This is a genomic window from Prochlorococcus marinus CUG1416, from assembly GCF_017695965.1.
GTDB lineage: Bacteria > Cyanobacteriota > Cyanobacteriia > PCC-6307 > Cyanobiaceae > Prochlorococcus_A.
On the sequence record NZ_JAAORM010000005.1, the window covers coordinates 136,788 to 150,492 of the forward strand.

Consider the following 13,705-nt stretch of genomic DNA (forward strand, 5'->3'; position numbering starts at 1 on the left):
ATTTATTTACCTTTATTATTCTTCGAAAACATTTCAGTTGCCACTGCAATAGGAGTTGGGATGCATTGGTGTCAATATCTAGCAATAATTTGGTCAACATATTTGCGTAAACATAATCTTACAAACAATAACTTAAAAACATCTAAATACTTTTTTTCTAGATTAGGTTTCGTTCTTTTTTATTCATTTCTAATGACTACGTTTGCTTATATTGGAATTAAAGATTTAGGAATTAACCAAAACAATTATTCAATTTTTTATTTAATTCCGATTATTTTCCAGCTTTATCATTTCTACATAGATGGTTTTATTTGGAAATTTTCAGATCCTCATATTAAAACTACTATTAAGCCATATTTATTTTCTAATAAGAGTTAATAATATAATTTGATGTTTAATAATTATTTAAGAGAATTTGAATTTTCTTGCCATGTATTTGATAATATAAATATTTAAATTTTAATAAATTCAGTATTTATGAATAATATAAAAAAAATTTCAATTTATACTTTTTTTTATATTTTAATACCAATATTAGCTGTAGAAATCTTTGCGCAATATAAATTCAACACCGGTTACATCTATGATAATTTTGGATTTAACAAATCTAAGTCAAGATTAAAGATCTTAAAAGCAGGGTTGCATGAACCCAATCTTAATATAATTAATAACTATAAAAAAATATATGGTGATCCCAAAGAACTAAAAAAGACAATTTTCAGAACAGATTCATATGGCACAATTAAGCCATCATCTATAGAAAGAAATAAGACTTTAATAAATTCCTCTATAATATTTTGCGGAGGTTCAACAACTGAGTGCGTTGCTGTGCCAGAAGGTGAAAGAGTTACTGATAAATTTACAAAAAATACAAAAATTCCATCAATTAATGCTGGCATGTCTGGGAAAGGGCTAGAAGGTTGTATAAATACAATCAATTATTTTCTTAATTACGTAGGTAAGCCTAAGGCTATAGTAATTGCTAATAATGCAAATACTCTTCCTCAATTTATTAATAAAGGAAAGACATCTCCTTGGATGTTATTTACAAAAAATCTATTCAAAAAATCATTACCTGGAATATATGATTTTCTTGGGAACTTAAAGCCTTTATTTAATAATAAAAATTCAACCTTAAAGGGAAATGATTTCAGTTCTAATCAATTGGCCTACGAATTAGCTTTATCTGAGGGCTGCTGTTATGGTGCTTCACAAATAAATAGGACAAGTTCTAGCATAAAATTTGAATGGTCAAATAAGGAAAATAAAGAAGGATATTCTAAATTCATTAAGTCCTTAGGATCTAAATTGGATTCAACTTTAAAGCGAGCAAATTATCCAAAATCTAAGGTCTATTTTTTTATCGAGCCAAACTCTTTTTTAAACAAAAATACAGCAGGAGTTTTTGATTTTAGGCAATTCTTATTTGATAAGAATGGCATTAAGTTGAGCGGAAATGAATCAGCTTCAATTATCAAAGAATATGACAATAAATATTCGGAGACTTTAAAGAAAATTGGTTTTAAAATATTACAAATAAATCAGAAAGATTTAAAAGATAATTATTTCTATGATGCTGCGCACCTTACTAGCGATGGCACGTCATTTATTGCAAATTTTTATTCCCAATATTTCATTAATAATTAGTTAAAAGCTTAAAAAGAATTTAAATTTTAAGAAATTTTTTAATTAAATTTTTTAATTAAATTTTTTGATAAAAATTTTTAAGTTTACCTAATAATTTAGTATTTTTGATTAAATTTGATAAAACAATATCCCTAGCTCTAATTTTTAAATCTGATTTTAATAGAGTTAATTTACTATCATAAGAGTTTCTATATGCCCATAAAAATTGTTTTAATTCTTGAGCATCATTAATGCGTACATTATCAACATATTTTGATGGAATTTTAAGAGTATTTCTAAAATTTAGAGTTTTTTTATTTGTTATTATTATTTTGGCAAAGTTTCCTATAAGCAAATCATCAAAGATGTTCGATCTAATTGCTCTTAAAAGACTTTTTCTAGGAGCATTAAGTATAAAATTATATTTTTGATAAGCCTTAATATTGAATCTATCTGAAGATATTATTTTCTTACCAACTTTTATGGAGAATCCATTTTTATTTATTTCTTCAATTTTATTTAGATAATTGATTACAACTTTTTCTTCCATAAAAGAAAGTTCTTCATCCCAATTATCTCCATATTCCTGAGGCATTTGAACGGCAATATCATTTTTATCAGGATATGTTGAGGGTAATTTCATGAATCCTTTTTCATTAATTAGTATTGATGAGAATTGTTTAAAATATCCTATATTCTTATTCCAACCTCTGGTTAAATCATTTTCAGGTGTAGTGTATTTGTTAGCCCATAATGAATCCTTCCTAATATATTTATGAAAAGAACTAAAATGCATTGCATGGGTACAATTTAATTTGTTTGCTTGAGAAGTTAATAAGAATCCAGGAGCAGGTTTTGTAGCGGCAATAGGCTCAATAAATCTGCTTTTCTCATCATAAATATTTATCATGTCTGCATCCCCATATCCCGCTAACTTTAATAGCAATGAGCTTTTACTTTTTGCCACTTCTTTTTTAATGAAATTCATCGAGGGGTCCCAACTTGTATCATTTGAGTTGATAACAAGATTTTGTTTAAATCTTATTAGAAGAATAGAATCCACTGTAGATAAAATTGGGAAAGTAGCAATATCTAAATCATCTTCAATATTTATAAATTGTCTGGGAGGAAGAATTACAACTTTCATACCCGCCCTTCTCAAATCTTCAGCCACCCTATTGCAATATTGATAACTAAGCAAAATTGTTTTTTCTCTAGCTTTTAACTTTAATAGACTTCTTAAGTTAAGATGATCAGGATGAAAATGTGATATCCATATAAAAGGAACTTTTTGGAGTAATTCAAAATGAAACTTTGGTATCTTATGACTAGTACACCAAGATCCAAAATAGGCTGTATGTATATCTAACCAAGGATCAGTTGCCAAAATAGGGACTGAATTTTTTTCTAAAATTAATGTCGCATTCCCACATGTATGAAGTCTGAGTTCAGACAATTTTTTAACCTAAATCTCTATTAATTAAATTATAAAGTCTTACAATAAAGCGATCAACAAAAATAATAATAGAATGTTAAATATTAGGCTATTTATATTTTTAATAACTATAAAAATAAAGATGTCAAATACTTTAGTTCAAAAAATCAGATTAGATTGCAATATATGTAAAAGGGACTAATACCTGAACAACACTTACCATTAAAATTATAAGAATTAGGATTATAACCGCAGTTATCAAAGCGGCTTGATTAGGAGTAGAGTTTTTCCAAGTAGATATAACAATATGTTTAAGGAGCCTGAAAATTTTTCATTATTTTATTTTTTCATAGACAAACCAAGTTTGTAGATATCTAATTAAGTATATAAATGCAATTTAAAGAAATTTTATATTTAATTTTTAATGCAAATTTAACTTTCATTGCAATCTACTAAAGATTTTTGCACTGCAGATAGTATATAATTATTAAAATTTTTAGAAAAAATTGACGCCATATCTACTTGAATTTTTAATTGATCCTGCAACTGGAGAAAAACTTACTTTAGAGAATCCTATATATGATTCTTTTGGGAACATAGAATCTGGGATCCTAAACTCAATATCTGGTAATAACTATCAAATAATTAGAGGAGTGCCTCGTTTTTTAGAAAACCTTTCTGTAAAAACAGCCGCAGCATTTGGTGATGAGTGGAATTTTTTTAATTTCGAACAGTTTAAAGAAAATTGGTTAAAGCACGTCGTAAAAAATACTTTTGGTAGCGTTAATATCTTCAAAGATAATATTATTATTGATGCTGGATGTGGAAGCGGTGCTCAAGCAAAATGGTTTTTAGAATACGGAGCATCTCATGTATTTCTTATGGATTTATCTCATTCAGTCGATGATGTAGTTAAAAGAAACCTTTCTGGAGTTGATCCTACAAGATTTGATATTATTCAGTGCAGTATAGATGCACCCCCCTTTATGCCAATGAGTTTTAAAGGGTTAGTTTATTGTCATAATGTAATTCAACATACTCCTTCTGTAGAAAAAACAGCTAATTCTCTATATAACTTGTTAGCACCAGGAGGAGAATTTGTTTTTAATTGTTATTCCACTAATGACCATAATTTAGTAACCTGGATAAGGTTTAACTTTATATATAAACCTTTAAGATTTACTTTAAGGAGATTACCTTTCAAATTAAGATTATTATATTCTAGGATAGTTGCATCCTTAAAAATATTACCCTTGATTGGTTTTTTATTAGAGAAAAGTGGATTTGTAATACAGGGAGATGTGCCAATAATTAAAGGTGAAAGTCCTATTAAGCGATTTAAGAGAGCATTTAGACTTTCTGTTTTAAATACTTTTGATGCATTTGGAGGTCATACTTACCAATGGCATAAATCAGATGAAGAAATTAAATCTATAATATATTCCTTTGAACCTAAACCCACAAAAATATTAAATACAGCAAAATATTTTCAGAAGCCAAGGCGCCCTATTGGTTGTGCACTGAGAATATTTAGATAATTTTGAGTAACGAATTTTTACTAGGATTATCTTGTTTTTATCACGATAGTGCAGCAGCATTGATTTGTAATGGTGAAATCATATCTGCAGTACAAGAAGAGAGATTTTCAAGAAAAAAGCATGACTCAAGATTCCCATATAATGCTATTAAGTATTGTTTAAAATCAAATAATATAAACCTGAAAGATATAAAAAATATTGTTTATTATGAAAAACCACTTCTTACATTTGAAAGACTTTTAGAAACCTACCTTGCCGCATCTCCAAGAGGTGGAAGATCTTTTGTAGCAGCAATGCAAGTATGGTTAAAAGAAAAACTTTTTTTAAAATCAGAACTAAAGAAAAAATTTAAAGATATTCAGAAAGAAATTATTAATAATGAAGATCCATATATTCCTGAGATTCTTTTTGCTGAGCATCATCAATCACATGCAGCAGCAGCATTCTATCCAAGTCCTTTTGAAGAATCAGTCATTCTTTGTATGGACGGAGTGGGTGAATGGGCAACAACCTCTACATGGATAGGTAAAGGCAATAAAATTAAACCACTATGGGAAATAAGTTTCCCTCATTCATTGGGACTTTTATACTCAGCATTCACTTATTATTGCGGCTTTAAAGTAAATTCTGGTGAATATAAATTAATGGGTTTAGCTCCTTATGGGGAACCAATTTTCACAAAAGAAATTAAAGAAAAACTAATTGATATTAAAGACGATGGCACTTTTAAATTAGATATGAGTTATTTTAAATACCATCGAGGTTTTCGTATGACTAGTCAAAAGTTCAATAAACTTTTTGGCTCTCCTCCTAGAGACGCAGCAGAAGAATTAACTCAATTTCATATGAATCTAGCATCATCTATTCAGGCAGTGACAGAAGAGATCGTCCTGAAAATTGCTTGCTCTCTCAAAAAGGAAACAGGTATTGAAAATATTTGCCTTGCAGGGGGTGTTGCTCTAAATTGCGTTGCTAATGGTAAGCTGCTTGAGAAAAAAATATTTAATGATATATGGATTCAACCCGCTAGTGGAGACGCTGGTTCTGCTTTAGGAGCTGCACTAGTTGGCTGGTATGAGCATTTTGATAAGCCAAGAAAAGTTAATCCAAGCGATTCTATGAAAGGTACTTATCTTGGTTGTAATTTTTCTAATGAAGAGATTATTCATTACCTAAAAAAAATTAATGCTCCTTTTGAAACGTATCAAGATAACGAACTTTTTAAAAAGATAGCCTTAGAACTTGAAGGAGGTAAAGTAATTGGATGGTTCAATGGGCCTATGGAATTTGGTCCACGAGCTCTTGGAGGGAGATCTATTATTGGTGATCCAAGGAACCAAGAAATGCAAAGTGTAATGAACCTAAAAATAAAATATCGAGAGAGCTTTAGACCATTTGCACCTTCAGTACTTGAAGAAGATGTTGCTAGTCAATTTGAAATGAAAAATAAAAGTCCTTATATGTTGTTGGTTGCCCCTGTAAAAAAAGAACTTTGTATTGATATGAATGCCGAGCAAAAAAAACTATTTGGCATAGATAAACTAAATATAAAAAGATCTACCTTACCTGCAATTACTCATGTTGATTATTCTGCAAGAGTTCAAACAGTTAATAAAGAAACCAATTCTCGCTATTACAATCTAATAAATGCTTTCAAGAAACTAACTAATTGCCCATTAATAGTTAATACATCATTTAATGTAAGAGGCGAACCCATAGTTTGTACTCCTCAAGATGCATACCGCTGCTTTATGAGAACAGAGATGGATATATTAGTACTACAGAATCAAATCCTTTATAAATCTGAACAGCCCAAAGTAGAAAAAGATGAAACTTGGAAGCAGAAATTTGAATTAGATTAATTATGAAGAAAAATTTTTCAAAGAAAATATTAAGGGAATTTGGGTTCCTTGTTGGTTTTATATTTCCAATCCTAATCGGATGGTTATTACCTGTAATAGGTGGTCATTCTTTTAGAGTATGGACCTTATGGTTTAGTTTCCCCTTATTAATTGCCGCAATTATAAAACCAATTCTGCTTTACTATCCTTATAAGGCATGGATGAAAATTGGAAATATTCTGGGATGGTTCAATAGTAATATAATTCTAGGATTAGTCTTTATTATTGTTCTCATACCTATCTCAATGGTTATGAAAATGATTGGTTATGATCCTCTTAAACTTCACAAAAGTAGTCAAAAATCATATAGAGAGATTAAAGTAAACTATAAGGTATATTTAAAAAAAATATTTTAGATATGGAAGCTCTCTTAGAATTAATAAAAGACATATGGGATTTTCTAAAAACAAGAAAGAAATATTGGCTTGCCCCTTTAATTATAACTATTGTGCTTATGGGCTCAGTTTTAATATTTTCACAAGGATCTGTTGTTGCACCCTTTATCTATTCCATTTTCTAAGAATTGAAATTAAATCGTAAGTTAAAGATCTATACAAAATAGATAATCATCAAAACCAGGTCTCTTCTCTACCCCTTAAATTCAACCCTTTTACGCAATCGCCGCAAATATCGGCTCTTAAACTTTTGACTCAATCCAGAGTTAATGCCATACGAGCTATTTGTAATTCTTTAGAATATTTTTTATCTTTCGCTTCTTAAGGATCAGAAGTAAAATTAGTAATATTTTTTTTATTAAATAATGATTAATTTAATTATATATTCCCAATAAAAAAGAGTAAGGAATAAAATTTTAAAAATTTCTGAAAGACGATAATTTTTAAATAAAAATCGTTCGATAATTTTTTTAAAATAGTTTTAAGATTTAAAATTAATTTTGTTAATAATATAAAATTTATATTGATTAACTTAACCTATAGGCTAATAACTTAAAAACAATCTTTAACCATATATTTAGAGAAAACAAGTTTAAATGAGGTTTATATATTAAATAAACAAATTAGACAAGATGATCGAGGTCAATTTTGTAGATTATATGGGATTGATGAATTAAAAAAATTAGGATTTGACTTAAAAGTATCCCATGTAAACAGTTCTTTATCACTGAAAGCTGTTACTCTCAGGGGAATACATTTTCAATATCCTGTTTTTTTCAGAGTGTAAGATAATTTCATGTATCACAGGAAGCATTTGGGATTTAGCTATAAATCTTAGACCTAATTCCAATCAAAGATTTGAATGGTTTGGGGTAAAATTAACTCCTTCAAACGGAAAAAGTTTAATTGTACCGGAAGGATTTGGACATGCTTGCCTATCTTTAGAAGACAACACCAATATAATTTATGTATCATCTGAAATTTATTCTGCAGAATACTAAAAGGGAATAGCCTATGATGATCCTTTTCTTAAAATAAATTGGCCAATTAATCCATCTTTTTTATCAGATAGAGATAGATCTTGGAGAGAAATAAGTACAAGATTAGAGGAATTATCAAATGGTTTTTCTAGAAAGAAATAGTTATTATCTTGAGTTAAAAGATCTAATATTTTCTAAAATACATTTATAGGGAGAATTACCATTATGTACGTTTTGGTACCACTTAACTGTGTAAAAAATAGTTTTTTTTAAGTCCCATCTTGGATACCAATTTAGTTCCTTAAGTGCTTTTTCAATAGAAAGTGTTAAATATGTAGATTCCACAGATTGATGCTCTAATTTTTCTATTGTTAATTCTTCTCCCCAATATGATGAGATCATATTTACTAATTTTTGCACTGATACAACATCCATAGAATTAGGTCCAAAGTTATACTCAAAACTTTTCTGTACATTTATTTGTTTTTCAGCTAATTTCAAATATCCCAATAAAGGATCCAAAACATGTTGCCATGGCCTGACAGCATCTGGATAACGTAGTTTAAGTGATGTCTTATTTATAAGAGCTTTAATAGTATCTGGCACAATTCTATCTGCGGACCAGTCGCCTCCACCGATTACATTCCCAGCCCTAACTGTTGAAATTTTTATATTATCTTTAAAAAATGATTTTCTCCATGATTTCACTGCTAATTCTACCGATGCTTTACTCGAACTATATGGATCATAGCCACCTAACTCATCATTTTCCCTATAACTATATGGCCATGTATGATTTTCGTAAACTTTATCTGTTGTGACAATTATGACTGAACATTTTTTCATTAATCTAAGTATTTCGAGTAAATTTATTGTCCCCATTACATTAGTATCCCAAGTTGATTTAGGATTAACATAACTCTCTCTCACTAGAGGTTGAGCAGCTAGATGAAAAATAAATTCCGGGTTGAAATCTAGAATTGATTCTTTTAACTCATCTTTTTGCCTTATATCTATATTTTCATGTGTATATAAATTCTCATCAAAAAACTTTTTAAAGTCAGTATCTGTTACTAGCGAATTATAAAGAATATTTGTTGAATCAGGCTTTAAGGAAATACCATGCACTTTGCTCTTTTGATTTAGAAGTAGACAAGTCAACCAAGAACCTTTAAAGCCAGTATCACCTGTTACTAAAACTTTTTTATTTTTCCAGAAATCAACCACTTAAAGATAAAATAATTTCTTCTACTAACAATATAAATAAAAGATGTTAATTTTTTTTAATTTAAGTTTAATTAATAAATATTGAAAAATTATTTTTATCTAAAAAATTTTAAATTAGTGGCTATTAACTATATTTCTTTCTTTAGATATTACTTGTCTTAATTAAGTTAATTTTAGGATGCAGAATTGCATAATCAATCATGGAAAAGTGGCAACAAAAGTTATTTTGTTACTAAAAGCCCTCTAAAAACTCATTTTATCAATGCATTTCTTAAATGGAGCCAAGGGGATTTGAACCCCTGCCCCTGCATGCCATGCAGATCACCAACTAAGCTATAACTAGGTTTTGCAGGTATTTTTTGCACTTTGGTCGCAGGGTTGGTCGCAGAGGTGGTCGCAGAGACTCCATATTTAACCATATTTAACCCTATCAAAACCTATCGTTTTGTTATGATAAATTGACCAAACTAATTGGTATAACTAGTGTTTGCAACTGTTTTAGCTAAGTTGGTCGCAGGGATAACAATATTAACAATACTCAACAAAACACCTACTTTTTCTTTTGGCTAATTGATTTTAAATATACTAATGAAGATATAATTTTCTAAATTAAGTTATGAATAGCTATTCATATTTGCTTGATAAAATTAGATTATCTAAGGTTAAAAAAAAACCATTTGAATTTATTTATATCGATAATTTTTTATCAATAGATGATCTAAATATGATTATTAGTCATAGTTCATTTAAAACATCTGGTAATAATTTTGAAGAACTTTGCTCACAAATGGATAAAAAAGGTTGGACACCTCATCCCCATCCAGGGACATTTAAAGATTTAGAGTCATACAAAACTTGGAGAAAAAATAATTACAGGCTAAATGAAGATATCTATGGTCATAATGAAATAAATAAATTATGTGAAGGTTCTGGAATGGCTTTTAGATTATCTAATTTGCCTGAATTTTTATCTGAGCTTAGAAACTTATTTTTAAGTGAAGATTTTATTGATTGTATTAAAAATAAATTTAGTTTAAATGACAATTTTAAATACAAAATTGATTGTGGTTTTCAAAAATATTTATCTGGATATGAAATTAGTCCACATCCAGATGTAAGAGAGAAGGCATTAACTTGGATGCTTAATTTAAATTTAAATGAAAAAAGCGAAAATGAAAATTATCATACACATTTAATGAAATTTAAATTAGAAAAATCTTATATATATGAAATTTGGAATAACTATACTAATATCCAAAGACCTTGGGTACCTTGGAGCTGGTGTCAAACTGAATTTATGCATTCCAAAAATAATTCCATAACTATTTTTTCCCCTAATTCATATACTTTGCATGCAATCAAGGCAGAATACAATGATCTAATAGAACAAAGAACACAACTTTATGGAAACATTTGGTATGACATGGAGAATTCAAAGAATATGCCATATTACTTAGAATCAAATCATGAAAACCTAGACTACGAAAAAGTTGTAAATGCTTCACTAAAGAAATCAAGACTTAAAAATACAAGTCAGAAATTCATATATTTTTTTAAAAATCCTTTAAAACTATTAAAAAAATTTAACTAAATATTTTTGATAAATTATTTCTAAATTTGAAAATATATTTTTTAAAAAGGGAATAAAATTCTATACAAACTTTTCCAAGTTTAAATTATTTTAAATAAAATTTACAACATTTTTCAAACACTTTTTTTTACTTACTGCTACATTAAATTTTTCTTTATAGTGTCCTAAAGCAATAAGCATTATTACGCTTTCATTTTTAATTCTTAAGATATTTTTTAACTTTATATCTTTATCTGGAGATACATCCCAATTTAAACAACAACTAGCTAAAGAATTAGAGTGTAAAGCATATAATAAAGACATTGAAAACATACCACCAGAAATATATGGTTCTCTTCTTTCAATAGGATGAAAAAAACAGTTTAATTTTGAAGTTATTATTAATATTTTTGAGGCATGGATTCCAAATCCTTTATTACCATTTTGCAAAGATAAAATAAGTTTTCTTTTATAATAATCATCAATAACATAGACCTTATTAATATTTCTATTACATACTGTAGGGGTACCAATAAGTGCTTTATTAACACATTCCATTATCAAATTATTATCAACTTCAATATCTGAAAAATTTCTTATACTTCTTCTACTTCTAAAAAAATCTTCATTTAAATAAGTAATCTTTTCTAAAATGTCTTTTTTATTTTGAGAAATAATACCACCATATTTCTGATCAGATTTTATTAATTTCAAATGTTTATATTTTTCAATGAATTTGATAAGTGGTTTTTCCAAAATATCAATTTTTTTTTGTTTATGCCAAATTAAATAATCGTTTAATGCATCATATACAGAAATTACTATGGGATCTTGATAATCAAACTTATCAATATAATATTCAGTTAATTTTATAATTTTACTTATTACTTTTGAGTCGGAACCAAAATTTGGTTTAACTTTTTTTAAAGAAAGACCTTTTTCTAATTTATGATAGTTATAAGTAATATATTCAACTAATTCATCCTGATTCATTTTTTGATAATTAAGCTTAAAATTATTTGCAGAAGCCAAGCTAAATATTGCATTATCATATAAATTATAGGTATTATTCAGAAAATTCATATATCCAATATTCACTAAAAAAGTCTTTAAAAAAAACTTAGAATTATTATAAATTTTCAAAATATTATTGATTATAAAGTTTGAATATCCCACTAAAGAAAAATGAAGTATTTACTTTAAGTAATTTAAATGATTTATTCCAAAATGCAAATACTCTTATAAAAGTTGCTATTAAAGAGAAAATAGCTGCTCCATTTATTCCTATTTTTGGTATTAAAAGAAAATTTAGTATAATTCCAATAATTAAAGAAAGTCCAGAATAATAAAATATTACTTTTTCATAGCTATTTGCAAGACTTACTGGTCGCAGAGGTGGTCGCAGAGGGGGCATATTTTGCCATATTTTACCTTATCAAAACGTATCGTTTTGTTATGATAAATTGGTCAAACTAATTAGTATAACTAATGAAAACCTTGATGGAGCCAAGCGGACTCGAACCGCTGGCCCCCTGCATGCCATGCAGATCACCAATCAAGCTATAGCTAGTTTTAGCTGCTGTTCTTAATGATTAGCTCGCAGAATAGCTCGCAGAAAAAACAATATTAAAAATCCCTTAAAGAATTGCTCTTATTATTCTTTCTATCTTTCATTAATGATGAGTAAATAATTACTATCTGAATTTTTCTATTTAATAATTAATTTTGAATTTCTTCTATTTATTTTTAAGTTCTGAAATAGTTTTTTTTAAATTTATTATTTCTTCTTTTTGTTTAATATTTATAATCATAATATTTTCAAAATTCCTTAGTTTTTGAGCATTAGATAATGAACGACAAATATCCATTGCTTTTTTTATTTTTTGGTTGTAATCAAAATTAGGTTTTTGTTTTTCAGAAGAAAATTTTGTCAAATCAGATTCGGTAAATATCTCTCCACCTAATAAACGATCTATAATTTCTTTTCTTTTTACCAAATCAAAATTACCAATTTTAGCTAATGATCTTGATGATAATTCTGCCAAAATAGTTTCAGGAATATTTGTTTTAAATAACCATGATTCATACGCGGATGCTAAATCTCTACAATTTCTACCACTTAAATAAAAAACTCTTGAATCAGTTAGCTTAACCCAATTAGTATTTTTAAAAAGGATCTTAATCTCAGATAGATTTTTTGCAACATCTAAAATAGAATTACCAATATTAAATATTGAAGAGTTTATAATTTCAATTTTTTTATTGATTTCATTAATTTTAGAATGATCAAAACCTTCTTTGATTAAAAATTTATTATGGTCGAGATTTATAGATTTACTAAATAAGGATTTAGAATTATTAGATAAAGAAATGGTCATTAATAACGAAAAATTAATTACTAGTAATATTCTAGTAATAGCTAGCCCTGTTCGAAAATATAGTATTAAAATTTACAATGGACGGTTCGTCCAATCATGGTATATCAATTAGTGCTACTAAATATGAGATAAGGGCTCGCACAGTAGCTCGCAGAGAACCCTTAATTATCCATATTTGTACATTATTATCCTATCGAATTATTGATCACACTCATTGGTATAACAAGCAAAATCTTGATGGAGCCAAGCGGATTCGAACCGCTGGCCCCCTGCATGCCATGCAGGTGCTCTACCAGCTGAGCTATGGCCCCAAATCTAGAAACGTCTTTTATAACAATCTATTTAAAGATTTCTTTCTCAACGTCACTAATTCCTATGTTAGTTTATATCGTTTGATTATTAATATCTACTTCCTAAAATGGACATAGAGATTTACAAGTTTTAGAGTGCTTTCTGGTACTTTTATAACGCTATTAAGAGCCTTCTTAAATAGTCAAGCTTGTCTTGTATGGAGTATAGAAGTAAGAAAAATTAAAGGGAGACTTTTAACAAGAGTCTGTATTAGATATTTTTCCAAGAAAAGAGGTTAGGTTTAAGGAGAAATTAATTTCGAAGGTGAGTATTAAAACGAAAATGTGAGGATTTTTAAAAGAGA

13 protein-coding genes and 3 tRNA genes are annotated in these 13,705 nt (G+C 27.9%); 8 read left to right on the top strand and 8 right to left on the bottom strand.

The window, feature by feature from the left end; translation table 11 throughout:
• Positions 1-477 precede the first annotated feature (477 nt).
• The gene (locus HA146_RS06945) at positions 478-1,647 is read left to right on the top strand and encodes a hypothetical protein (RefSeq protein WP_209108843.1); all 1,170 of its coding nucleotides are present in this window, start codon (positions 478-480) and stop codon (positions 1,645-1,647) included.
• A gap of 55 nt (positions 1,648-1,702) precedes the next feature.
• Here HA146_RS06945 and HA146_RS06950 read toward each other — a convergent pair whose 3' ends face one another.
• Entirely contained in the window at positions 1,703-3,082 is a 1,380-nt protein-coding gene (locus tag HA146_RS06950) for an MBL fold metallo-hydrolase (RefSeq protein WP_209108844.1), read from the bottom strand.
• Positions 3,083-3,567: 485 nt separating this feature from the next.
• Here HA146_RS06950 and HA146_RS06955 point away from each other — a divergent pair, with 485 nt between their 5' ends.
• From HA146_RS06955 to HA146_RS09735, 6 genes are all read left to right on the top strand, one after another.
• Complete coding sequence (locus HA146_RS06955; protein WP_209108845.1) at positions 3,568-4,599, top strand: class I SAM-dependent methyltransferase; 1,032 nt, start codon at positions 3,568-3,570, stop codon at positions 4,597-4,599.
• A gap of 2 nt (positions 4,600-4,601) precedes the next feature.
• On the top strand, positions 4,602-6,461 hold the full coding sequence (locus HA146_RS06960) for a carbamoyltransferase family protein (protein WP_209108846.1): 1,860 nt from the start codon (positions 4,602-4,604) through the stop codon (positions 6,459-6,461).
• Positions 6,462-6,463: 2 nt separating this feature from the next.
• Positions 6,464-6,856, top strand: coding sequence for an SxtJ family membrane protein (locus HA146_RS06965; RefSeq protein ID WP_209108847.1), 393 nt, complete (start codon positions 6,464-6,466; stop codon positions 6,854-6,856).
• Between the two features lie 2 nt (positions 6,857-6,858).
• A complete protein-coding gene (locus HA146_RS09570) occupies positions 6,859-7,020 on the top strand; it encodes a DUF5989 family protein (RefSeq protein WP_219079128.1) in 162 nt (53 codons plus the stop codon).
• A 446-nt stretch (positions 7,021-7,466) separates the two neighbouring features.
• The gene (locus HA146_RS09730) at positions 7,467-7,682 is read left to right on the top strand and encodes a dTDP-4-dehydrorhamnose 3,5-epimerase family protein (protein ID WP_209109287.1); all 216 of its coding nucleotides are present in this window, start codon (positions 7,467-7,469) and stop codon (positions 7,680-7,682) included.
• Position 7,683: 1 nt separating this feature from the next.
• Positions 7,684-7,896 carry a dTDP-4-dehydrorhamnose 3,5-epimerase family protein gene (locus HA146_RS09735; protein ID WP_374027182.1) on the top strand — a complete coding sequence of 71 codons (213 nt, stop codon included), beginning with the start codon at positions 7,684-7,686 and terminating at the stop codon, positions 7,894-7,896.
• A 144-nt stretch (positions 7,897-8,040) separates the two neighbouring features.
• Here HA146_RS09735 and rfbG read toward each other — a convergent pair whose 3' ends face one another.
• A complete protein-coding gene (rfbG, locus tag HA146_RS06980; protein ID WP_209108848.1) occupies positions 8,041-9,102 on the bottom strand; it encodes a CDP-glucose 4,6-dehydratase in 1,062 nt (353 codons plus the stop codon).
• A 276-nt stretch (positions 9,103-9,378) separates the two neighbouring features.
• Positions 9,379-9,439 (bottom strand) — tRNA-OTHER (locus HA146_RS06985).
• 279 nt (positions 9,440-9,718) lie between these two features.
• Here HA146_RS06985 and HA146_RS06990 point away from each other — a divergent pair.
• The gene (locus tag HA146_RS06990; protein WP_209108849.1) at positions 9,719-10,693 is read left to right on the top strand and encodes a hypothetical protein; all 975 of its coding nucleotides are present in this window, start codon (positions 9,719-9,721) and stop codon (positions 10,691-10,693) included.
• Positions 10,694-10,783: 90 nt separating this feature from the next.
• Here the strand turns inward: HA146_RS06990 and HA146_RS06995 are convergent, their stop codons facing one another.
• The 5 genes from HA146_RS06995 to HA146_RS07015 all read right to left on the bottom strand — a co-directional run bounded on the left by HA146_RS06995 (position 10,784) and on the right by HA146_RS07015 (position 13,361).
• Complete coding sequence (locus HA146_RS06995; RefSeq protein WP_209108850.1) at positions 10,784-11,755, bottom strand: nitroreductase family protein; 972 nt, start codon at positions 11,753-11,755, stop codon at positions 10,784-10,786.
• 64 nt (positions 11,756-11,819) lie between these two features.
• A complete protein-coding gene (locus HA146_RS09740; protein WP_209108851.1) occupies positions 11,820-12,086 on the bottom strand; it encodes a polysaccharide biosynthesis C-terminal domain-containing protein in 267 nt (88 codons plus the stop codon).
• A gap of 87 nt (positions 12,087-12,173) precedes the next feature.
• Positions 12,174-12,240: transfer RNA gene (locus HA146_RS07005), tRNA-OTHER, on the bottom strand.
• 168 nt (positions 12,241-12,408) lie between these two features.
• The gene (locus HA146_RS07010; protein WP_209108852.1) at positions 12,409-13,050 is read right to left on the bottom strand and encodes a hypothetical protein; all 642 of its coding nucleotides are present in this window, start codon (positions 13,048-13,050) and stop codon (positions 12,409-12,411) included.
• A 238-nt stretch (positions 13,051-13,288) separates the two neighbouring features.
• Positions 13,289-13,361 (bottom strand) — tRNA-Ala (locus HA146_RS07015).
• Positions 13,362-13,705 lie beyond the last annotated feature (344 nt).

Coding starts and splice junctions, on each gene's coding strand:
- HA146_RS06945 (WP_209108843.1), top strand. CDS start 478: ATGAATAATATAAAAAAAATTTCAATTTATACTTTTTTTTATATTTTA.
- HA146_RS06965 (WP_209108847.1), top strand. CDS start 6,464: ATGAAGAAAAATTTTTCAAAGAAAATATTAAGGGAATTTGGGTTCCTT.
- HA146_RS09570 (WP_219079128.1), top strand. CDS start 6,859: ATGGAAGCTCTCTTAGAATTAATAAAAGACATATGGGATTTTCTAAAA.
- HA146_RS06990 (WP_209108849.1), top strand. CDS start 9,719: ATGAATAGCTATTCATATTTGCTTGATAAAATTAGATTATCTAAGGTT.
- HA146_RS06995 (WP_209108850.1), bottom strand. CDS start 11,755: ATGAATTTTCTGAATAATACCTATAATTTATATGATAATGCAATATTT.
- HA146_RS09740 (WP_209108851.1), bottom strand. CDS start 12,086: ATGCCCCCTCTGCGACCACCTCTGCGACCAGTAAGTCTTGCAAATAGC.
- HA146_RS07010 (WP_209108852.1), bottom strand. CDS start 13,050: ATGACCATTTCTTTATCTAATAATTCTAAATCCTTATTTAGTAAATCT.